21 protein-coding genes and 1 riboswitch are annotated in these 22780 nt (G+C 40.0%); of the genes, 9 read left to right on the forward strand and 12 right to left on the reverse strand.

Annotation, left to right across the window (positions count from 1 at the left end; all coding sequences use genetic code 11):
* Positions 1–16 precede the first annotated feature (16 nt).
* Positions 17–739, reverse strand: coding sequence for an MIP/aquaporin family protein (locus FC27_RS04135; protein ID WP_010625375.1), 723 nt, complete (start codon positions 737–739; stop codon positions 17–19).
* Positions 740–886: 147 nt separating this feature from the next.
* Complete coding sequence (locus FC27_RS04140) at positions 887–2281, reverse strand: DHA2 family efflux MFS transporter permease subunit (protein WP_010625374.1); 1395 nt, start codon at positions 2279–2281, stop codon at positions 887–889.
* A gap of 107 nt (positions 2282–2388) precedes the next feature.
* Between FC27_RS04140 and FC27_RS04145 the strand changes: the two genes are divergently transcribed.
* From FC27_RS04145 to ribH, 7 genes are all read left to right on the forward strand, one after another.
* Positions 2389–2814 (forward strand): MarR family winged helix-turn-helix transcriptional regulator, encoded by a 426-nt coding sequence (locus FC27_RS04145; protein ID WP_010625373.1) that lies wholly within the window; start codon positions 2389–2391, stop codon positions 2812–2814.
* 347 nt (positions 2815–3161) lie between these two features.
* The gene (locus FC27_RS04150) at positions 3162–4073 is read left to right on the forward strand and encodes a PLP-dependent cysteine synthase family protein (RefSeq protein ID WP_010625372.1); all 912 of its coding nucleotides are present in this window, start codon (positions 3162–3164) and stop codon (positions 4071–4073) included.
* 51 nt (positions 4074–4124) lie between these two features.
* Entirely contained in the window at positions 4125–5264 is a 1140-nt protein-coding gene (locus FC27_RS04155) for a trans-sulfuration enzyme family protein (RefSeq protein WP_010625371.1), read from the forward strand.
* Positions 5265–5320: 56 nt separating this feature from the next.
* Positions 5321–5451: riboswitch (FMN riboswitch) on the forward strand.
* A gap of 127 nt (positions 5452–5578) precedes the next feature.
* Entirely contained in the window at positions 5579–6625 is a 1047-nt protein-coding gene (ribD, locus tag FC27_RS04160) for a bifunctional diaminohydroxyphosphoribosylaminopyrimidine deaminase/5-amino-6-(5-phosphoribosylamino)uracil reductase RibD (protein ID WP_010625370.1), read from the forward strand.
* Positions 6625–7230, forward strand: coding sequence for a riboflavin synthase (locus FC27_RS04165; protein ID WP_010625369.1), 606 nt, complete (start codon positions 6625–6627; stop codon positions 7228–7230). Before ribD ends, FC27_RS04165 begins: the two co-directional genes overlap by 1 nt.
* Complete coding sequence (locus FC27_RS04170) at positions 7223–8437, forward strand: bifunctional 3,4-dihydroxy-2-butanone-4-phosphate synthase/GTP cyclohydrolase II (RefSeq protein ID WP_010625368.1); 1215 nt, start codon at positions 7223–7225, stop codon at positions 8435–8437. Before FC27_RS04165 ends, FC27_RS04170 begins: the two co-directional genes overlap by 8 nt.
* A 1-nt stretch (position 8438) precedes the next feature.
* Positions 8439–8900 (forward strand): 6,7-dimethyl-8-ribityllumazine synthase, encoded by a 462-nt coding sequence (gene ribH / locus FC27_RS04175; RefSeq protein ID WP_010625367.1) that lies wholly within the window; start codon positions 8439–8441, stop codon positions 8898–8900.
* A gap of 65 nt (positions 8901–8965) precedes the next feature.
* On the opposite strand, the gene FC27_RS04180 is transcribed toward ribH, so the two are convergent.
* The 7 genes from FC27_RS04180 to argC form a co-directional block, all read right to left on the reverse strand.
* Positions 8966–9397 carry an Rrf2 family transcriptional regulator gene (locus tag FC27_RS04180; RefSeq protein ID WP_010625366.1) on the reverse strand — a complete coding sequence of 144 codons (432 nt, stop codon included), beginning with the start codon at positions 9395–9397 and terminating at the stop codon, positions 8966–8968.
* Positions 9398–9411: 14 nt separating this feature from the next.
* Entirely contained in the window at positions 9412–10272 is an 861-nt protein-coding gene (locus FC27_RS04185; RefSeq protein ID WP_010625365.1) for an SDR family oxidoreductase, read from the reverse strand.
* A gap of 131 nt (positions 10273–10403) precedes the next feature.
* The gene (locus FC27_RS04190; RefSeq protein WP_010625364.1) at positions 10404–11168 is read right to left on the reverse strand and encodes a VOC family protein; all 765 of its coding nucleotides are present in this window, start codon (positions 11166–11168) and stop codon (positions 10404–10406) included.
* A 105-nt stretch (positions 11169–11273) separates the two neighbouring features.
* Positions 11274–12407, reverse strand: coding sequence for an acetylornithine transaminase (locus tag FC27_RS04195; protein WP_010625363.1), 1134 nt, complete (start codon positions 12405–12407; stop codon positions 11274–11276).
* Between the two features lie 24 nt (positions 12408–12431).
* Positions 12432–13163, reverse strand: a complete 732-nt coding sequence (gene argB / locus FC27_RS04200; protein ID WP_010625362.1) for an acetylglutamate kinase — start codon at positions 13161–13163, stop codon at positions 12432–12434.
* A gap of 38 nt (positions 13164–13201) precedes the next feature.
* On the reverse strand, positions 13202–14416 hold the full coding sequence (gene argJ / locus FC27_RS04205) for a bifunctional glutamate N-acetyltransferase/amino-acid acetyltransferase ArgJ (protein ID WP_010625361.1): 1215 nt from the start codon (positions 14414–14416) through the stop codon (positions 13202–13204).
* Between the two features lie 17 nt (positions 14417–14433).
* Positions 14434–15459, reverse strand: coding sequence for an N-acetyl-gamma-glutamyl-phosphate reductase (argC, locus tag FC27_RS04210; protein ID WP_010625360.1), 1026 nt, complete (start codon positions 15457–15459; stop codon positions 14434–14436).
* 473 nt (positions 15460–15932) lie between these two features.
* Here argC and FC27_RS04215 point away from each other — a divergent pair, with 473 nt between their 5' ends.
* Together FC27_RS04215 and FC27_RS04220 are read left to right on the forward strand one after the other, a co-directional pair.
* Entirely contained in the window at positions 15933–17621 is a 1689-nt protein-coding gene (locus tag FC27_RS04215; protein ID WP_010625359.1) for an ATP-binding cassette domain-containing protein, read from the forward strand.
* Entirely contained in the window at positions 17618–19231 is a 1614-nt protein-coding gene (locus FC27_RS04220; protein WP_010625358.1) for an amino acid ABC transporter ATP-binding/permease protein, read from the forward strand. The genes FC27_RS04215 and FC27_RS04220 overlap by 4 nt, the downstream gene beginning before the upstream one ends.
* Positions 19232–19708: 477 nt before the next feature.
* On the opposite strand, the gene FC27_RS04225 is transcribed toward FC27_RS04220, so the two are convergent.
* From FC27_RS04225 to trpX, 3 genes are read right to left on the reverse strand one after another with little or no spacing between them, the layout of a single operon-like run.
* Entirely contained in the window at positions 19709–20458 is a 750-nt protein-coding gene (locus FC27_RS04225; RefSeq protein ID WP_010625357.1) for an ABC transporter ATP-binding protein, read from the reverse strand.
* Positions 20455–21345 (reverse strand): ABC transporter permease, encoded by an 891-nt coding sequence (locus FC27_RS04230; protein WP_010625356.1) that lies wholly within the window; start codon positions 21343–21345, stop codon positions 20455–20457. Before FC27_RS04230 ends, FC27_RS04225 begins: the two co-directional genes overlap by 4 nt.
* The gene (trpX, locus tag FC27_RS04235) at positions 21342–22349 is read right to left on the reverse strand and encodes a tryptophan ABC transporter substrate-binding protein (protein WP_010625355.1); all 1008 of its coding nucleotides are present in this window, start codon (positions 22347–22349) and stop codon (positions 21342–21344) included. The genes FC27_RS04230 and trpX overlap by 4 nt, the downstream gene beginning before the upstream one ends.
* Positions 22350–22780 lie beyond the last annotated feature (431 nt).

Consider the following 22780-nt stretch of genomic DNA (forward strand, 5'->3'; position numbering starts at 1 on the left):
TTTGTTTACAATAATTTTATCCGAAGAACATTATCCAAACTCTAACAGCTACAATACCGCCAAGGATAGGTGCTACAACTGGGACCCAACTATATTCAAATTGGGATGACCCCTTGTGTTTAAGAGGCAAGACTGCGTGTAGCAATCTTGGCCCCAAGTCTCTGGCTGGGTTCAAGGCTGGTCCAGTAGCTCCACCAAGTGAAACAACCAAGGCCATAACTAAGAATCCTAAACCAATGAAGTCGGCACGTGGATCGATTTTATCGCTAGTTAGTGCGACTGCTCCAAGTACCAATACGAAGGTTCCGAGAAATTCATTGATGAAACCATTTAATTTACTATGATCATTATCGATTGTTGAAAATGTTCCTAGAATTGATTCAGCATCAGTTGTCCGATCATAAAATGGTTTGTAGGCAGCAACTAATAATGCTTGCCCGAAGATTGCCCCTAACATTTGGGCAACAAGATAAGGGAAAACTTCCGCCCAAGGAAATTGTCCATTTACTGCCATGGCTAAGGTCATGGCTGGGTTTATTTGTGCACCAGAAATGGTACCAAACATCATAGCAGGTATCATAACACCGATACCGTAACCAAATCCAATTAAAATCCAACCCCCGTGGAACCCTTTGGTTCCTCTTAATTCAACGTTCGCTACTGAGCCATTACCTAAAGCAACCATCAATGCAGTTCCGATAAATTCGGCAATGCAGCGAATAAATAGTGTGTAGTGCATAAACTCTGTACCCCATAAATTTATTTGCACAGTCGAATATATTGCTTAGCATGGCTTATGTAGTCTTCTAAAGTCTCAATCAGACCGTAACGTTTTAATATTATATCATATGGCACAGGTCAAGAACGACGTATTGTGAAATTTTTTCTATGAATTTTTAGCATACTTGGTCGCAAAATTCAGCAATATAGCAGCGATTAACAAAAATATTATCATGACTATAAATGAATTTTGTGAACCAATTGCCGTTCTCAGTGAATAACTCTTTGGCAATGATGCGTTCTGTGATATCGTTACGACGGTTGAAGCGATAGACGTTCCGACCGTTCCAGCGAACTGTTGGACTGTGTTGAACCAACCGTTTCCATCCGCATTTTTTTCATTGGGTAATTGACTGAGACCATTGGTCATCGTGTTTCCCATTGTCAATCCCATACCGAGCATGAATAGTAAATAAAAACCAAGGACCAGACCGTCACTCAAGTGGCGTCCCCAAATAATGTAGAGCAGCATCGCAATGATCTCTAAGCAGATACCCATCAAAATTGGTCGCCGAGCCCCAAATTTATCGAGGATCGAACCGCCTAGGGGAGCGAAGATAGCGCCCAAGGCTGAGCCTGGTAAAACGATCAGTCCGGCAATCAAAGCTGTCTGTCCGTTGACCAGCTGAATGTAGTTTGGCAAAACGAACGACATACCTAAAGCGCCGATTTGAACTAGAAAGAAAGCACCGAGATGAGCGGTATATTTGTGATTTTTCAAAACAGTGATATCGATCAGCGGTTCGGCGCTACGTTTGGTTTGTTGAATAAAAGCGACCAGTCCGATATTTCCAATCACCATTGGTAGAATAAATTTGACTGGTGAGCTGACAGCGTTGGACAAATTACTAAAACCAAAAATTAAGCCAATAAAGGTAATTGAAATCAATAATAATCCCACCACATTCAATTTTGATTTGATTGGTGGATTGACTTGTTTGATGGCAAAGATTCCGATGATCAAAGCTATCAAAACGATTGGTAATAATAAAATGAAAATAGAACGCCAACCAAGTGAATTAACCACTAGGCCGCCAAAAGTTGGTCCGATGGCTGGGGCGATTGCGGTGATCAAGGTTCCGATTCCCATCAAAAGGCCAATTTTGGAAGTTGGTGCTTGCTCAAGAATGATATTGAACATTAATGGTAGTGCTATCCCAGCCCCAATTCCTTGAATAACTCGACCTAGTACTAGTACTGGGAAGACGGGGGCAATACTGTCGACTATCAAACCAATTGCGAATAAACTTGCTGCAATTGTAAAAAGTTTCTTAGAAGTGAAATTGTGTTTTAAATAAGCTGATAATGGCATCATGATCGAGGCAACTAATAAGTATCCAGTGGTCATCCACTGGACAGTCGCAGTGTTGACACCGAATTCTTTCATTAAAGTTGGAAAAGTGACGTTAGTGGCGGTTTCGACGACAACGCCACAAAATGACATCAATCCAGTAGCAAGAATCGCCAGGATCAGATTGCTGTTTAATTTCTTTACTTGCATAAATCCTCCAATTGTTAGAATTCAAACTAACTGTATTTTGTTATAACATAAATAGCCTTATTTGTGCTAGTATTAATTTATGTTAGAAAACGAACAATGAGGTTGTTATGGATAGAATATTTGGGATCTTAATTAAAAATGTCAGCAATGATCTGAATCGTGATGCTGAAAAATTTGCGGTTACTTTAGACTTAACACGAATGCAAATGAGCATCATCGACTACATAGCCCGCAATGAAAGTGATCGAGATATTTTTCAGAAAGATATTGAAAAAGAATTCAATATTCGTCGAGCCAGCGCAACTAGCGCTTTAAAGCTGATGGAAAAGAAAGACTTATTGGTCCGGGTGCCGACCCAAAAAGATGCTAGGTTGAAACGCCTGATCTTAACGACTAAATCACGTCAAATGACTGAAAAAATCAGTGATTATTTTGAAACTACTGAAAATATGGTCAATCAAATAGTTGGTGCAAAGAAAATTAGTACTGTTAAAGAAGGACTAACTAAAATATCGGATTATTTTAATAAATAAAAATATATTTAATTTAAATTAATTGCTGATATAACGGGCGTTATAACGAATGGATTTAAATTAGGATTAAAGAACATTTGACTGATTTTAATAATCCGTTTGACAAACTAATGAAAGTAATATAACCTTACAGCATAAATTCAACCGGAGGAAACCGACATGACTAACGCAAATCTTGTTACATTGAACAGTTGTTGTTGTGGTTCGCATCTTATGCGATCCACTGATTTGCGTGCCTAAATTAGGTTTCTTTAGGTAAAACTTAAATCAGAACATCGTATAAGGTGCAGATTCTTTTAATGGAGTCTGCACCTTTTTTGTATCTAATTGGGTTTGGAGAGGGAATAATGTTAGTAAAAAATATTTATCAAACTATCGGCAATACGCCATTACTAAAGTTAGACATTGCAACTGAGAATCACGTAAATATTTATGCCAAACTCGAGATGTTCAATCCTGGAGGTTCTGTTAAAGACCGCTTAGGTGTGAATTTAATTGAGAATGGCTTGAAAAAGGGCTTCATTACTGATTCTACGACCATAATCGAACCAACTGCCGGCAATACTGGTATCGGTGTTGCCTTGGCTGCTCAAAAGTACCATTTGCCCGTCAAATTAGTCGTACCTGAAAAATTTAGTCGGGAAAAACAAATTTTAATGCGAGCCTTGGGGGCAGAAATTATTCATACTCCTTCGGCCGATGGCATCGTTGGTGCAATCAAAAAAGCTAAGGAGTTATCCAATCAGATCGAAGATTCATATGTTCCTTTACAATTCGAAAATCCAGCTAATCCCGAGGCCTATTACAAAACTCTCGGACCAGAGATCATCGCTGATCTCAAAGGTCTGGAAGTTGCCGCCTTTGTGGCTGGATCTGGTTCTGGTGGGACCTTTGTTGGGGTAACTCAAGCTTTGCAAGAACAATTTCCAAAAATGAAAGCTATCACGGTTGAACCTGAAGGGTCGATTCTAAACGGTGGCCAGGAACATTCACATCGAACTGAAGGCATCGGGGTAGAATTTGTCCCACCATTTTTCAAGTCGATCAAAGTCGATGAAGTCAAGACTATCAGTGACGATGATGCCTTTAACAACGTTAAATGGTTGGCAGATAATCTGGGAGTTTTCGCCGGAAGTTCATCAGGAGCTGCTTTAGCTGCAGCATTACAAGTAGCCAAAGAGTTGCCTGAAAACAGCAATATCGTGACTGTTTTCCCTGATTCAAGTGAACGCTACTTGAGCAAAGGAATCTACGATTAACTTAATTTTTAAAAACGGATACTTACGTTCAATACAGGAGGAATTATTATTATGAAATTCAATACTAAACTTATTCATGGCGGCATCAGCGAAGATAAGGAAACTGGAGCCGTTTCGATCCCAGTTTATCGCTCTTCGACCTTTCACCAACACGTTGTAGGTGGCGAGCCAAAATGGGAATATTCTCGAACAGGCAACCCAACTCGAGCAGCTTTAGAAGCCTTAGTTGCTGAAATCGAAAATGGGACGAATGGTTTTGCCTTTGCATCAGGATCTGCAGCCATCCATGCCGCTTTTTCACTCTTTTCAGCCGGCGACCATATCGTTGTTGGAAATGATGTTTACGGCGGGACATTCCGTTTGATCAATAAAGTTCTCAAACGTTTTGGACTCGAGTTCACAGTCGTTGATACCAGGGATCTGAAAGCTGTTGAGAGTGCTGTTCAAGAAAACACTAAAGCAATTTATTTAGAGACACCGACAAATCCCTTGCTCCATGTTTCTGACATCCAAGCTATTTCGGAAATTGCTAAGAGGTATGACTTGAAAACAATCGTCGACAATACTTTTGCTACACCATACAATCAAAACCCATTGACACTTGGAGCCGATATCGTTGTTCATAGTGCTACTAAATATCTCGGTGGGCATTCCGATGTTGTCGCTGGTTTAGCCATTACCAATGATGAAAAAATTGCTCAAGAGCTGGCTTTCTTACAGAATTCGATTGGGTCAGTTCTGGGGCCGGATGACAGTTGGTTATTGATGCGGGGTATCAAGACTCTCGGTGTCAGAATGAGGGTCCATCAGGAGAATACGCAAATTATTTATGATTTCTTGAGAAACAACGACAAGGTCGCTAATGTTTATTATCCCGGCAATCCTGACAGTGATGGCTACGAGATCGCTAAGAAACAGATGTCTGGTTTTGGTGCGATGCTTTCGTTTGAGCTCAAGGAAGGCCTTGATCCGAAAAAGTTCGTGGAGAGTTTGAAGATCATCGACTTGGCTGAAAGTTTGGGCGGGATTGAAAGCCTGGTGGAAATTCCATCAGTTATGACTCATAGCTCGATTCCTCGTGATATTCGATTAAAAAATGGTATCAAAGATGAATTGATTAGATTGTCTGTTGGTGTAGAAGATGACAGTGATTTGATCGACGATTTAAAGCAAGCGTTTACACAAATTTAAATAAAATTTTTGTCAGATAAAAAGTTCAGTGCTATGCTTTTTCATGAAAACTAAATAGATTTCTTCGGGGCAGGGTGTAATTCCCGACCGACGGTAACAACTTAAGTTGAAGTCCGTGAACCGCGTAAGCGGTCGACCCAGTGAGATTCTGGGACCGACAGTAAAGTCTGGATGGGAGAAGAAAAAAAGTATCATTTCATACCATAGGGGTAGTTTCTTTAAGCTACCGACGTTCTCGTATGAAATCTTATTTGGCTTATTTAATGTGGCCCCGCATTTTTATGCGGGGACTTTTTTTGTGGGGTGAATAGGATTTGAAGACAGACAATTTCATGCAAATAGCATTTGCAGAAGCAGCGAAAGGAGAATCAACCTGGACCAATCCCAAAGTTTGTGCCGTGATCGTTAAAGACGGTCAGATATTAGCTAAAGGACATCATGAAAAATTTGGAGGTCCACATGCCGAGATCAATACTTTGAGTCATTTGAAAAACATTTCCGATGCCAAAGGTGCCGACATGTACGTAACCTTAGAACCTTGTTCACATTTTGGCAAAACGCCACCATGTGTTCAAAAACTAGTCGAAGTAGGAATCTCAAGAGTTTTTATTGGTGAAGTCGATCCCAATCCAATCGTCAGTGGCCGCGGTATCAAGTATTTGAAAGACCATGGAATCGAAGTGACGGATATGGATTGTCAAAGTGAAATCAACGAATCTTATAACTTTTACTATCAAAAAAAGCGTCCACTCGTCACTTTGAAATATGCGATGACCATGGATGGCAAGATCAATCAAAAAAATGGTCAACGTTCAATCATTACCGGCCAAACAGCTTACCAGGACGCTCAAAAATTACGTTCAGAGAACCAAGCAATTTTGATTGGTGAACACACCTTAAAAGTCGATGATCCACAATTGACCGTTCGAATTAAAAAAATGGATTTTCCACTGATCCGAGTCGTTGTAGTCGATTCTGCCGATGAAATATCCACCGATATGAAAATATTTCAAGATACTAGTTCAGAAATTTATTTGCTGAGCAAACAAGCAGCCACCAAACAATTTCCTGACCAAGTCCACGTTGAGGTCGGTGATTGGACACCAAAAGAAATCGTCAAATTCTTAGCTGAGAAAAATATTGAATCATTATTAGTCGAAGGTGGAAGTCATCTTCAAGCAGACTTTGTAGCTGCTAAATTGTTAGACAAAGTAGTCGTCTATTTAGCACCAAAAATTTTTGGCGGCAATGCTTTACCAGCTATCGCAACTGATTCACAGGCGCAGGCAATTGCTTTGACTGAACCAGAATTGACCCAGTTAGGATCTGATCTAAAAGTTGAATTAAGGAAGGCTGAATAATGTTTACCGGAATAATCAAAGACATTGGCACAGTGAACGAGATCACGCCAAAAGGTGAGACCTTTCAACTGGCTATCAAATTAAATAATTTAAAGAATAAAAAAATTGCTCTCGGAGACAGTATCGCGATCAATGGGACTTGCTTAACAGTCATCTCCTTGATCGAACAAGGATTCAAAGTTGAAGCTATGCCGGAAACATTTCGGCGAACGAATTTAGGCTCACTGCAAGTTGGTGATCACGTCAATATTGAACCAGCACTGGCTGTTAATGACAAATTAGATGGACATTTTGTTCTAGGACACGTCGATACGACTGCTGAAGTAACCAATGTTGTATCTGATCAAAACTCGGTGGTTTTGAGCTTTGAACTTGAACCTAAATATCGTCGCTACATCGTTGAAAAAGGCTCGGTCGCTATCGACGGTGTTAGCTTGACCGTTTCAGGCGTCACAGATACAGGTTTTCAAGTATCACTGATCCCATTTACCTTGCAAGAGACGATCTTAGGAGAATTAAAAACAGGCAATCAAGTCAACATTGAAACAGACATCTTAGGAAAATACATTTTGGACTCGAAAGTGGAGGAATATCAACATGACTAGTCAAGAGATCTTAACAAAAGTAGAAAACGCACTGACAGAATTAAAAAAAGGTAATTTAATCATCGTCACCGACTCGCCTGAACGTGAGTCCGAAGGGGATATGGTCGGTCTGGCTGATTTTGCTACTGGGGAGACAGTTAACAAAATGATCACTCATGCTCGTTGTTTGCTGTGTGCACCAATGACACGCGACTATGCTGACCATTTGCATTTATCGAAGATGGTGCCTAATGGAGAAGACGCCTTTGGCACAGCTTTCACTATCAGTACTGACGCTAAATCAACTACTACTGGGATCTCAGCTTTCGACAGAGCAAAAACGATTCAACAATTAGCTGATCCTAAGAGTACTTATGACGACTTTTATCATCCAGGGCATGTTTTTCCATTGATTGCGGCCGATAATGGAGTTTTTGAGCGGACTGGTCACACTGAAGCTTCGGTTGACCTTGCTAAATTAGCCGGTTGTGATCCAGTGGCTTACATTTGTGAAGTTGTCAAAAAAGATGGAACAATGGCTAGATTGAAGGACCTTCGGGTGATCGCAGAAGAGAACGATTTGCAGTTGATCACGATTGAAGACATCATCAAATATCGTTACATGCAAGATCAATCATTCATTGACCAGATTGCTGAAGTTAAATTGCCAACGAGATACGGTGATTTCAAGATGAAGGCTTTTCAGATCAATAAGACAGATGAGCCTACCTTATTTATTTACAAAGGTGACATCACAAAACAACCGATTTTATTTCGGATGCATTCCGAATGCCTGACAGGAGATGTCTTTGGTTCGAAACGCTGCGACTGTGGTGAACAATTACAAACATCACTTAAGAGAATCGCAGAGACTGGTTCAGGAGCCGTTCTATACTTGCGTCAAGAGGGTCGTGGAATTGGCTTAGCTAACAAATTAAAGGCTTACGAATTGCAAGAACAAGGCTATGATACGGTTGAAGCTAACGTGAAATTAGGTTTCAAACCGGACCAACGCGAATATGGTATTGCAGCTGCAATTTTGAAGCATGAAAACATCGAGAGTGTTGATTTGATGACGAATAATCCTGATAAAGTAGCAAAATTGACTGAATTAGGTATCGATGTCGACCAACGAGTACCGTTGGAAACTCGTCCTACTAAAGAAAACATCAAATATTTAGAAACTAAAAAAATGAAATTTCATCATTTGTTGAGAGAGGTAAATTAAGATGGCAGAATTACGTGGAAAAATTAATGGTTCAGGACTAAAAATTGGTATCGTCGTAGCTCAATTCAACGAATTAGTAACTAAAAAATTGCTCGATGGAGCAGTCAATGAATTACAAAAATATGATGTTCAACCAGACGATATAACAACCTTGTGGGTACCAGGAGCAGTTGAGATACCTCGGATCACCAAAAAGTTGTCCGATAGTGGGAAAGTCGATGGCATCATCGCTTTGGGTGCCGTCGTTCGTGGAGAAACTGCCCATTTTGACTATGTCTGTGCCGAGTCAGCTAATGGAATCGCTGACGTCTCTCTCCATGGGGATGTTCCAGTCATGTATGGTGTCTTAACCACTAATGACATGGATCAGGCCATGAACCGTGCCGGCGGAAAATCCGGCAACAAAGGTGCCGAATGTGCTTCAGGAATCCTCGAAATGATCAGTCTCGAAAAACAAATTTAAATGCAAATAACCGCAACCAGATTGAATCCTGATTGCGGTTATTTTTGAGAAAAATTTTCTCGGGTTTAATTTCGTTGTGCTTCACGCTCGACGATATCGTCGATGATGCCTTGTAGTGTGATTTGAGCCATGCTATTTTCAGAAGCGGTCTGCACTTGTTGATACGCCTGGTCCAAGGTTTGTTGGATATTGCGACCGACTGGACAATTAAGATTGGTCTTGTCATCAACATGTAAAAGTGTAGTTGAATCGTCCAATGCCTGATAAATATTCAGTAAAGAAATATTTGCAGCAGGGCGGCTTAACTTCGGCGAGACCGAACCACTTTGAGTCGTCAATAAACCAGCTTTTGAGAGCATCGACATTAGGCGCCTGATTAAGCTAGGATTAGATTCGATACTGTCAGCGATTGCCCTGCTGGATAGGTCACCACCCTTAAAGATGTCGACATAAGCCAGGATGTGCACAGCATCACTTAATTTATGGGAATATTTCATAGTTTCACCAGGTTCTAAAGTTTTGAGATTGCTTCTTTAGCAGCTTCTTCAAGACTTGGTAAGGGATGACCTAAGACGTCCTCCAAGTCATTTGTATCTTCAGCTAAAGTGTTGTTCTTGATCATATCTTGGAAGCTGATCATCATATCAATGATATTTTGGTCAAGATTTTCTGATTGTAACACTTTTCGATACTCATCGTCAGTGACCGATTTAACTTCAAAGTCGTTGCCAGTAGCTTTTTGAACAGCTGTGGCTAAATCAGCATAAGTGGCTGATTTACCAGCAAATTCATAAATGTTTTTCGGATCAGTTAGTAAAAGAACTTTGGCAGCAGCTTCAGCATATTCGCGTTCCAAAGTCCAACCAACTCGACCATCACCAGCAGAATAAACGAATGGTTGATTTTGTTTACCAGCGTCTAAATAGTTGGCTTCGTTTTTAATGTACCAATTATTCCTTAAGAATGAATACTTTATTCCTGAATTTTTGATCAATTTTTCAGTTTGCTTGTGATCTTGTGCCAATGGGGCAGCAGCTTTGTCAGCTTGAGGAAAACTAGTATAGGCGATGAATTTAACGCCAGCTTCAGTTGCAGCGCGAACAACATTTGTATGTTGGACTAGGCGAGGCGTATTTTGACCGGGTATCGATGAAATAAAAAGCAATTTATCGATCCCTTTGAGTGATTCCGTTAAATCTTCAACGTTTTCGTAAGAACCGTTACGAATCTCGATGCCAGCTGGGAGCAATTTTTCAGCTTTAGCTTTGTTTCTAGCTAAAGCAACAATCTCACTCGCATCGACCTTATTTAAAAGAGTCTTGATAGCTGTTTGTCCAAATTTACCGGTTGATCCCGTGATTGCATATTTCATAAATAAATACCTCCAATAGTTAGCTGTTACTTATATAGTAACACCATGATTATACAATTCAACAAAAATATTGATAGTAATAAAAAAACGTCTTAATATGTCAGATTTTATCTGATACACAAGACGTTTTTTTATTCAAATTGTAGTTTAGCATCGCCCAGTTGAAAGACTTTTCCAGCTAGAGTACCAGAATCGCTAAAAACTAGATCTGTAATGTGATTTTCCATTCCTGATGTGAAAACAATTTGTTTAACTCCAAAGTCAATCACGAAATCATTTCCATTGCGAACTGGATTGATGCCGATAAACTGACCAAATTTAATTGCGACCATTTCGGGATTGGTGACATGATAGATTGCCTGTTTCACCGTGATACCTTTTTGCGGATGGTCGACTAACAATTGTTTCTTGATCAAACTTTCCTTCCGGATATAATCCGGTTCGTTCCATTGCACTACATAGGGATAAGCAACGTTGAAAAACTTATTTCTGACGAAGAAGATTTTCCAAGTAATTAAATTGCCATCTGGTTCTTTTCTTTGACCAGTTTGGATATCTTCGACCGGGAAATTTTGTGAGAGTAGTCGCTCATGAACGGTTTTAATATCGTTGGTCCGAAATCCCAGTGTGTTGACGTGTTGAGCGGGTAGGTTGCGGATGCAGTCATAAATCGAAGTAGCACCATCACGGACGACCTTATTAGCTAACTCGTTGTCGTAGACGCTCATCAATTCGATATAATTGAGTCCAAAATAACCGACGGCGTTCTCGGTCCCCCATTGTTCATGTTTACCACCGTAATGAAAAATCATTCCCAGATCAGAAAATTTTCTAATTGCAGTATTAATGTCGTTAACATCAATTATTGTATGATCCCATTTTAAAATCTCTACCATACAATCGACTTCCTTTCGAAAACATTTTCATTAACCATTTTATACTACAATTATAGAGTAATTCCATCTTTAAAAAAAGTAGAAAATAATTTCGCATAAATTGCGTTATTTAGTGAGAACTTCTAGAATCAGCTCAACGCCTTTTTCTAAGTTTTTCTCATCCATAATTAAAGGAGGGAGCAAACGTAAAGTATTGTGCTTGGCTGATAGGGTCAAAAGACATTGCTTGTGCAATTCAGATATGACGTCACTTACGGCAACATCGTCGATTAAATGGATCCCGACCATGAAGCCTAAACCGCTGATACTAGTAACTTTGTCGAATGGTTTTATTTTTTCGTTCAATTGATCCCAAAGAAATTCAGCTTTACTTTGAACAGATTCTAAGAAATCCGGAGTGAGTTGTTCCAGAACTCCATTCGCCGCAGCCATTGAGAGCTTGTTACCTCCAAAGGTTGTTCCGTGAGTTCCTGGTCCAAATGCACTAGCCAATTCTTTATTACCGATCATGGCACCGATTGGCGTACCGTTTCCTAAAGCTTTAGCAGAGGTGATGATATCAGGTTGTAAGTCGAATTGCTCAAAAGCAAATTTGCTACCAGTCCGACCAATACCAGTTTGAACTTCATCGATGATCAATAAAACTTGATTTTCGTGACAGGCTGCTTGAACTTTTTGTAGCCACTCTTTATCGCCAACGACTACGCCACCTTCACCTTGAATGACTTCTAAGATAACTGCGGCAAGGTTAGAATCAATCAAATCGATGGCTTTTTCATCATTATAATTAGCAAATTCGACATCGGGTACTAGTGGTTCAAAACCTTTTTGAATGTCAGGGTTACCAGTTAGTGACATTGAGCCATAAGTCCGACCGTGAAAACCATTGTTGAAAGCTAAGACCGTTGTCTTGCCGGTGTATTTACGAGCCAATTTAAAAGCCGCCTCGTTGGCCTCGGTACCAGAATTACAGAAGAAAGCTAGTTGGTCATCATTGCAAAGTTGACCAGCTACTTTGTCTTGTAATTGGTTTTCATACAAATTAGATGTGTGCCAAACTTTTTTTAGTTGGTCGCTGACTTTGTCTTGAATGATTTTGTTGCTGTAACCAAAGCTGCAAACGCCGATTCCGCTCGTAAAATCGAGATAGGTGTTCTGCTGGTCATCAGTTAAATAAACGTCGTGTCCTTCGACCAAGTCGAAAGGAAAACGTGAGTAAGTTGGGAATACATGTTTCATAGTTGACCTCCAAATTTTTTATGTTTACTGAAATTGTGTTCCCGGTCGACCAAGATCATTGGTGATGAAAGTTTGGTCGACGCCGTTTTTTAAAGCAGTGAATGATGCTTGAATCTTGGGCATCATCCCGGAATTGATAATATCGTTTTGGAATAATTTATTGGCAACTGGTTCAGTCAATTGTGGTACGACTTTACCAGAATTTAAGACACCAGGGACGTCAGTCAGAAGGACTAATGATTCAGCTCCTAATTGAATGGCAATTGTAGCCGCCGCCATATCAGCGTTGACATTGAGCCAAGCTCCATCAGATGTTTGAGCTAGGGGAGCAAGGATACCGATGTGGTCTTGTAATTCCTCGTTGAGCCATTGCTTATTGATTTGGGTCACCTGACCGACTTCGCCGTATTCTTGGTGATTCAAATATTCACCCTGTAACAAGTTATTATCGGAGGCATTCATACCGATAACTGGAAGACCGGCGTTAGCAATGAATTGACAAAGTTTGGGTTGAACAAGACCGAGTAAAACTGCCTTTGTGACGTTCAAAGTACCTTGGTCAGTCACCCGAATGCCATCGATCTTTTTAACCTTCAGATGAAGCTTTTGACTCCATTCAGAAATTTGCGGACCACCACCGTGGACAATCAAGATTTGTTTTCCTTGTTGCCACCAGACTTTTAATTGTTTGAAAAAGGTAGCAGGCAGTTGGTCACTCGCGTTGCCACCGATTTTTATGACGATTGTTTCCTTCATTATTATTTCCACCTCATACTTAAAATTAGTTGAACTACTTAGCTCCGGTACGAAGCATTGATTCGGACGTAACTATAAGTGAGGTCACAGCCCCAAGCCTGCCCAGTGGCATCGCCGACATTCAAATCGACTAAAATGGTGATCTTGTCTTGAGCTAAAGCTTGTTTCATAACAGCTTCATCAAAGTGAGCGGAAGCACTGTTTTTGACTAATGCTAAATCATTCAGCCAGATCGATGTATGATTCAAGTCAACTTTGGCATTCGTCTGTCCAATCGCAGCAATGATCCGTCCCCAATTGGCATCTTGGCCGAAAATGGCCGTTTTGACTAAGTTAGAACCAACGATAGCTTTGGCTACTTTTTGACCATCGTCACTATTGGCAGCATTTTTAACGTTGACTTCGACTAATTTTGTTGAGCCTTCTCCGTCGGCGGCGATATCTTGTGCCAAAGTACTTAATACATAATTGAAAGCTTGAACAAAAGCAGGATAGTCAGGGCTATCGGTAGTTAATTCTTGATTATCAGCTTCCCCATTAGCCATCGTCACGACCATGTCATTAGTTGATGTATCACCATCAACGGTGATCTGATTGAAAGTTTTATCGACTTCTTGGCTGAGCATCGGTTGAAGCAGCCCGCTGGCGACAGATGCGTCGGTGAGCACAAATCCTAACATGGTAGCCATATTGGGATGAATCATGCCCGAACCTTTACAGAATCCACTGATAGTAACTGTTTTCCCAAAGATTTGGACTTGGGTCGAAACTGTCTTGGGATGTTTGTCGGTCGTTAAAATGGCGCTGGTGACATCGTGGTTATCGGTCAATTTAAGTTGTTCGATACCTTTGGTGATGATATCCATTGGTAATGGTTCGCCGATCACTCCGGTGGAAGCCACGCCGACTAAGTTTTGGTCGATATTCAATTTGTCGGCGACTAGTTGAGTCGTCTTGATGGCATCTTTGTCACCTTGGTCACCGGTGACTGAATTGGCATTGGCTGAATTCATGATAACTGCCTGCAATTGGTGGTCTTGATTGATCAGCTTTTTGGTCAATTTGGTTGGTGCAGCTTGAAATTGGTTGGTTGTGTAAGTTCCAGCTGCTTGGGCGGGTACTTCTGAGTAGATCCAACCCATATCTTTCTTATCTTGGCGCAATCCGGCGTGGACTCCATCTGACTTGTAACCCTTAGGCCAAGTGAATGGAATTGTTTTGAACGCAGTTGCGTCGTCTGAAGATGTTTGCATAAAAAAATCCCCCTAAATTACGGTAATACAGGACTGAGATCCAAGCCTGCATCCGCTTTCAAATCAAACATTTGATTCAAGTTTTGGATAGCTTGTCCAGCTGCACCTTTTAGGAGGTTATCAATAACACTGACGATAAAGATTTGATGGGTAACAGGGTTTAATTGATAACCTATGTCACAGAAGTTAGTTCCGACAACTTGTTTTAAAGTTGGGAATACTCCTTCAGTAGCATTTACAAAGGTGTCATCTGAATATGTTCGGACAAAAGCTTTCCGTACGTCCTCTTCAGTTATTCCAGGTTTTGCCTTTGCGTAGCAACTGGCCATGATCCCACGTGTCAGTGGTAATAATGTTGTTGTGAACTGAATATAAGGTACGTCTTCGTCCCATTCTTTTAATTGTTGAACAATTTCAGGAATATGTTGATGTTGATTTACCTTATACAGTTGCAGATTTTCATTGGTTTGACTGAAATGTGTCAATTCAGTCAATTTCTTTCCCGCACCGGACGTACCAGATTTGGCGTCCACGATGATTGAACTAGGGTCGATCAGGTGATTTTGTACTAGTGGAGCTAATGCCAAAATGGTTGTGGTGGCATAGCATCCAGGGTTGGCAACGTAAGTTGAACCTTTGGAACTAGTAAAATCGGTCAATCCGTAATGTGACTGGTTGAGATACTCCTGCGTGGGAGCATCTTTTTTGTACCATTTATGGTAAACGTCACGGTTTTTCAATCGATAATCTCCGGCCAGGTCGATCACGGGAAAGTTAGCATCGATAAATGGTTTGGCTAACTCGGTGGTCACACCTGCAGAGGTGGCGAAAAAGACCATTTGATTATTTTTCATGATATCAGCAGGGTCGTAAGGCAAAATGTCGTCGCTTCGTCGCAGTTTTGGTAGTACCTTTGCTAAAGATTGTGCTGCCTTTTGTGCGTGTCCGTACAAATTGATGTGGTCTACGTTAGGGTGTCGTAGTAGTAGTTCATAAAGTACGCTACCAGAGTAACCGGTAACGCCGACTAGTCCGACGTTCATATGCTTTCTTCCTTTCTGATTCGCTTGTTTTTTCCCTTATGTTCGTTGCTGGGGAATTAATAACACGGTACTCTCTTATCTGAGAAAATACAAGTATTTTTTAATCTTTATTCTAATTTTTATTTTGCTTTGTTTCAGGGTTTTGACGGTTATTTTCTGAAAAATTATGTTGGTTTCTAATTTTTTGATTGGTGGTGGATGCCGGCTCCAGTGAAAAACAGATTTGGGCTGGAACGTGGTGGGCACGACTTGGAGCCTCCCTTTGGGAGTCTTCAAGCTCGGCCTTGTTCTAAGCTCGCTTCGCTCACTAAGAACAATTTCACCACTTAGCCCAATCTGTTTTTCCCTTCCGCCTGGGTTGGACTTTCATAATTAATCAGTTCTGAAAACCTTTTCGACATTGGTATTTCATTTGGCTTATAATTAGATAAATGATTTTCTCATTATTAATTAGATGGATTAGAGGCGTGGGTATGGTTAAAAGATTATGGAATCTGGGTAAGACTGAGCGTTGGAAGATGTGGGTCCAGTTGCTGGGGCAATGGCTCAGTGAATTATTAGTAGTTTCAATTGTTTGGGCTGGATCTCAGTGGATCTTGCTCGATAAGGTCAATCCGATTTGGTATTGGATAATTGGCCTACAACTTTTAGTAACGTTGATTTATTTGTTGGCTATCCGCAAAATCAACAAAAATGGTTGGGCGGTGGCTGCTAGTCGGGACTTGCAGGACCGTTATTTGAATGCTTATTTGAAGTCATCGGATTCTTCGTCAGATGTGATGTTGATATTGCATCAGGATCTACGGACTTTAAAAAGTGTAGCGATTTTCTTCGATACGATCATTCCGACTATTTTGCAGTTGATTTTGACTGGAGTAGTCGTGATCGTGGTCACTCTGGTAATCCATCCGATATCGTTGCTGATTCCAGTTGCGGGGATTTTATTGCTGGGCATGGGCATGGGGATGCTCCAAGGCTTAGGCGATAAAACCAATTTGGCCTATATTAAGAGTTTTAATCACATGGGCCAACGATTTTTAGATGATTTTTTAGGGATGTCGACCTTGATCATGAATGGTCGTCAACATCATTATGCCAAGGACTTCAAAAATGATTCCGAGAATTTCCGCCAAAAAACGATGGGCGTTTTGGAATATCAATTGCAATCATTGACCATTATGGACTTTTGCCTTTATGGGACAATTGGTTTCTTCCTTTTAGCTCAAGGTCATGCGGTGATAGCTGGTTCTTTAACGCTGACGTCAGCTATTGGTCTGAGTACGTTGACTGCAATTTGGTTGATCGATTTTCGTAAGTTCGGATATTTCATTCATGTTTTTGTTTCGACTTTGCCTAAGATCAAACACTTGTTTACAGTGATCGATGATGCTACTGAGATGGATTCTTCTAAGTCAAATCAAATCTCCAAGGTTAATAAGATAGATTTTAGTGGTGAATTTGGTTATCATCAGACACTATTCTCAATTAATGAAATGACCTTGGTGCCAGGGGAACTCGTTGGTTTAACTGGTCCTAGTGGAAGTGGTAAGAGTACTTTGGCAAAGACTATGATGCAACAAATTTCGTTGCTTTCTGGTCAGATCAAGTTAAATGATGAGACCAACTTAAATAAAATTGATCCACTTTCTTGGTTCAAGCACGTTGGCTACCTAGGTCCAACCACTGTCTTATTTGATGGAACAATCGAAGATAATCTATTACTGGGATCTCAATTTCCAAATTGGCAACAACGTTTAATTGACTTGAAACTTTGTCAATTTGTAAATGATTTACCAAAAGGATTTAAGACTCCAGTCGGCGAGAATGGAGCTCAGCTGTCTCCCGGGCAACGTCAACAGATTGCAGTGGCTCGGGCTATTTTGAGTGATAAAGATGTCTTTATTTTTGATGAGGTAACCTCAAACATTGATCCTGAGAATGCTGACATGATTTTGGATGTGATCAAACATTTAGCCAAAGATAAAATAGTCTTGTTGATAACACATCGTTTGGCCGATCTTCGGCAGCTTTCAAAATTGTACTTGATCAACCAACAGAAACTAGTTATGGGTGACTTTGATAGTTTGCAACAGAATGTTCCTAAGTTTAAGCAGCTAGTTTCAGAACAAGAGACTTTGCTAAAGGAGGCCGGTTTAAAATGAAATTACTTACTAGATTATTGAAAACAGCTGGTCATTTGAATGGAATCCTGTTAGCAAGTATCTTGATGGGCCTGATTGCGACTTTCTTTCAGATAGGCTTGTTATGGCAAGGATTTAATGCCTTATTTCAACAGATTTCAGGACTATGGCTGTGGATTATTGGATTAGCATTGATAGCTGGTTTCGCCAGATTTGCTGAACAATATTTAGGACATTTAGCAGCCTTCAAGATCCTCGCAAATATGAGAAATATGGTCTATCAAAAAATCCTCAAGTTAGCACCAGCAAAGTTAGATGAGACTAGAAGTAGTGACATTCTAAAACTTTTGGCGCAAGATATCGACCAAATAGAGGTCTTTTATGCCCATACACTTGCACCAGTAATCGTCGGATTTTTGACCTCAGTCATTTTTGTAGTCCTATTCTGGTTGGAACAACCATTCTTAGGAGTGATTGCCTTAATTTCTTATTTACTCATCGGGGCAGTTTTTCCAATTCTCAGTCAAAGGAATTTAACTGGCTTGACTGATGATTTAAATCAGACCGATTTAAAGGAGCAAAGATTGATGGCCGATTCAATCAATGGGAAATCAGAGTTACAACAATATCAAGCCGTCGAATCCCACTTGAATCAACTAAATGCGACTAGTAAAAAGTATTGGCAATTGAATAGAAGTCGGAGTACTGGTCAAGTTAGAAATGCCTTGTTGATGCAGTTAACAATGGTAATCAGTTTGGCATTGTTCATCGCAGTAGTTGCATTGACCAACACGCCACTAGTTTGGGCACTAGTATTTCCATTTACGTTCAGCAGGGTACTGGATCTCGGGAACTTGCCAGGTTCATTAGCCGGCGGATTACTAGCAGCTAAGCACGTTTTCCAACTTCTGGATGAAAAACCAGTCGTCGAAGATACCGGCACGCAAGCAATCGATAACGTCGAAAATTTTGGACTAAAAGATGTCACATTTGCTTATCCAGAACGATCAGATGACCAGATTCTCCAAAAGACCAATTTGGAAGTAAAGCCCGGTGAAAGAATTGGTCTAATTGGGCCAAGTGGTGCAGGGAAAAGCACTATCATGAAATTAGTCATGCGCTGGTATGAAGCACAATCTGGTATCGTTGAAGTAAACGAAAATGATGCCAAGCAATATCAACTTGCTAGTTTGCGACAAACTATCAGCTATGTTCCCCAAACTGCCCAGATTTTTGATGCTAGTATCCGCGAAAACATCACATTAAGGGACAAAAACATCACCGATGAACAAATTTGGCAGGTACTAGATTGGCTAGATCTAAGTTCAACCATAAAAGCCTTCGGTGATGAATTAAGTACCAAAATATCAAAAGAAATACCATTATTGTCAGCCGGGGAAATACAACGTCTAGAGTTGGCCAGAGCACTAGTAAGAAAGAGCTCACTACTAATCTTAGATGAACCAACTAGCAACCTAGACGTAGTAAACGAAGCCTTGATCCTAAGAACAGTAAAACAGCATTACCAAGGCACAGTAGTATTAGTGACCCACAGACACAGCTCATTAGCACTATGTCAAAGAATACTAGAATTAAAGAATGGAAAATTAATAGAAGTTACAACCGAATAACAAAAAAATCTCCCGCTGAAACTATTCAGATTCAGCGGGAGATTTTTGCGAAGAGCGACTACCGTTTTTGAACCAAGCATTGCTGTTTTTTTTGCTTGGTTTGAATATTTAACAGCCTAAAATGAAATCTCTTTAACAGTAATATGCTGTGCTCAAGTCTGGTATGATAGTACTTCTATATCGCATTTGCTTTTAATAATGTGAAATATCTACTTAGTTTAAACCTTTTTTTTAAACGGTAGTCGCTCATCGCAAATTTTGGATATGGTTTTTTAAAATCATAGAGAACTTACTGAGAAAAATATGCCTGACTATATTTTTATAGTCAGACTTATTAATAAAATTTAATTTTATTGAACAGAGCTGCAATGAATTGAAATTCAGGCGGAGAAGCAAAATCGATTTTGCTTCGGAGCCGACATCCACCGCCAAACAAAAAAGGAGCTGGATAAAAATATCCAAGCTCCCGACAAAAAATTAGAAATATTCCAGTAAATCCTCTTCTTTAAGTTTAGCCTTCTGTTCAGTGTTCAAATCAAGAATAATCTTACCCTTCTTAAGAACAATCAAACGATTACCATAGGCAACAGCTTCAGACAAGTTATGAGTAACCATCAAACAAGTAAGTTTTTTAGACTTAATAGTCCGATCAGTAGCAGCCATCAAATCAGCTGAGGTCTGCGGATCAAGTGCAGCTGTGTGCTCATCAAGCAAAAGCAATTCAGGCTTTTGAATAATAGCCATCAAAAAACTCAAAGTTTGACGTTGACCACCAGAGAGTTTTTCTGTAAAAGTATTCAAACGATTGTCCAAAGTAGGCATACTAGAAATAAATTCTTTGAATTCAGGCATATGTTCCTTCAAACGTCGTGAACGCAAACGTCTCGGCAAACCACGCCGTTCAGCCAATAATAAATTTTCTGCTACTGTCATCCGTGGCGAAGTGCCAAGTTTAGGATCCTGATAGACCCGGCTGATAAATTGAGCTCTTTTAGCTAAATTCTCGGTCGTGATATCCTTATCGTTCAACAAAATTTTCCCAGCTGTTACCTTATTTGCACCAGTGATGGCATCTAACAAAGTCGATTTACCAGCACCATTCGTTCCCAGCACAACAATAAAATCTTGGGGATAAATCTTTAAATTGATCCCATCCAAAATGTTGAGCGTAGCATCATCATTGTAGATAGTCTTTTCAACATTGTCTAATTCCATGATTGGTTTCATTTAGTTTTTACCCCATCTCTAAAGACTTTAAAGAATTCAGCACGAATGCTAGGCAGAGCCAAGCACAAGGCTAAAATGATTGCCGAAATAAGTTTCAAATCGTTGGTATTGAAACCTAATTGGAGCACGATCATTAAAATCAAACGATAGACGATACTACCAATAATGACCGTGATCAAACGAATGCTCAACGGTACATCAGGATAAATCACTTCTCCAATAATGATGGCAGACAAGCCTATAACAATGGATCCGATCCCCATGTTAACGTCAGCAAAGCCATTCTGCTGAGCAATCAAGCCACCAGTCAAGGCAACGATCCCGTTGGAAACCATCAAACCAATAAACTTCATAACAGTGGTATTGATACCCATTGAAGCAGCCATAGTTTCATTATCACCAGTAGCGATAACAGCTTGACCTTTTTCAGTGTTTAAAAAGACTGTCAATAAGAAAGTGATGATTGCCAGTAAGATGATACCTAAGAAAATACCGTTGAAGTTAGTTGGTAATTTATCGAGTCCGAATTGATTGAAAATATTATCTGGTTTCGTCAATGACATATTGGCCTTACCAAGAATTCTTAAGTTGACTGAGTACAAACCAGTCATGGTTAAGATACCAGCTAACAAGATAGGGATATGCATTTTGGCATACATGAAGGCCGTAGCAAATCCAGCTAAGTTACCGAAGATAAAGGCTATCAACATAGCCAGTTCAGGGTTCATACCACTTTGGATGAACATAACTGTTGTGACAGCTCCTAATGGAAAGCTACCTTCAACCGTCATATCAGGGAAATCTAAAATGCGAAAAGTAATGAAGAGCCCGATGGCCATTACAGCCCAGATCAAGCCTTGGCTAATAGTTGAGACGATTAAGTTCATTTGATGATCCTTCCTTCCTTTTGAGCCTTATCAACGATTGATTGCGGGATGGTGATATTTAGTTTCCGAGCCATTTTTTGATTGATAATCAAATGACCCTTTTTGATGAATGTTACCGGCATATCGGCTGGTTTGGCTTTATGTTGTAAGATTTTAACGACATCTTCACCAGCTTTTTGACCAAGTTCATATTGACTCAGCCCCATAGTTGCTAAACCGCCATCTTTGACCATTGTTTCAGCAGCAGGGAAGATAGGGACATTTTCTTTAGCAGCGATACCTGAGAGAAGTTTCATACCACTAGCAATCGTGTTATCGGTTGGAATAAAGATCGCATCGACTTTTTGTGAAAGATTGGTCGAGACTTGTTCCAAGTCGTTGATATTACTAATACTTGAGACTGATACTTGCAAACCATTTGCTTGAGCTAGTTTTTTCATCTTCTTAGATTCAGTCGTAGCTGACATATCACTAGAAGTGTAAATAATACCCAAACGTTTCATGTTTGGCATGATTTGTTTCATCAATTTCAATTGATCATCTAACGGAGCTTGATCAGAAACACCGGTGATATTGCCACCTGGATGAGTGTTGGAAGGCACAATCCCAAATCCCTTAGGGTCAGTGACGGCACCCATGACGATAGGAATAGTTGAAGTAGCATTTTTAAATGATTGAACTGATGGTGTAGCAATACCAACTGCAACATCAACATTGTCTTGGACGAATTGCTTACTGATCGTTCGTAAATTGCTTTGATCACCTTGAGCATTTTGAAAAATGATTTGAATGTTTTTACCATTCTTATAACCATGCTTAGCTAATGTATCATCCAAACCTTTGTTGATCTGGTCTAAAGCTGGATGCGAGAGCAGCTGCAACACGCCGACTTTAGGAATTTTATTTTTTTGCGAATTCTGAGCATGTCCAACGTAGAAAAACGCAAAGACAAGAAAAGCAAATAAGAAAATTAACGTTCCATACAACCTCTTAGTATGTTTCATGATGTTTCCCCCTAAAAAAATAAGACAGTCCTTGCAAAAGGGCTGCCTTGAGATGACAAAACCCACATGTATTTGAAAATCCATGTGGGCTTTTCATTTAATGTAAATTATTTCTCGTTTAATAAGCCGACACGGATATGATCCTTTTCAGGCCATATCCATCCCGGATAAACCTGAATTATCGGCTTTGCCAACGAGCTAAGATGTCGGAAGAATTAATACATTTCATAATTGAAAATCTCCTAACTACTTGATAAGAAAAATATTATTTCAAAAAGGGAGAAATGTCAACTTCAATTTAATTAATTTTCGGAAGAAGACTTCATTTTCCAGGCGTGAAGGTTCAATATTAAATTCGTAATTGACTACTAAATAGAAAATTTAAGCAAAAAATTTTTAAAATGATATCATTGTTTTAAATCGGAAGGTGA

The sequence above is a fragment of the Companilactobacillus versmoldensis DSM 14857 = KCTC 3814 genome (assembly GCF_001434295.1).
Taxonomy (GTDB): domain Bacteria; phylum Bacillota; class Bacilli; order Lactobacillales; family Lactobacillaceae; genus Companilactobacillus; species Companilactobacillus versmoldensis.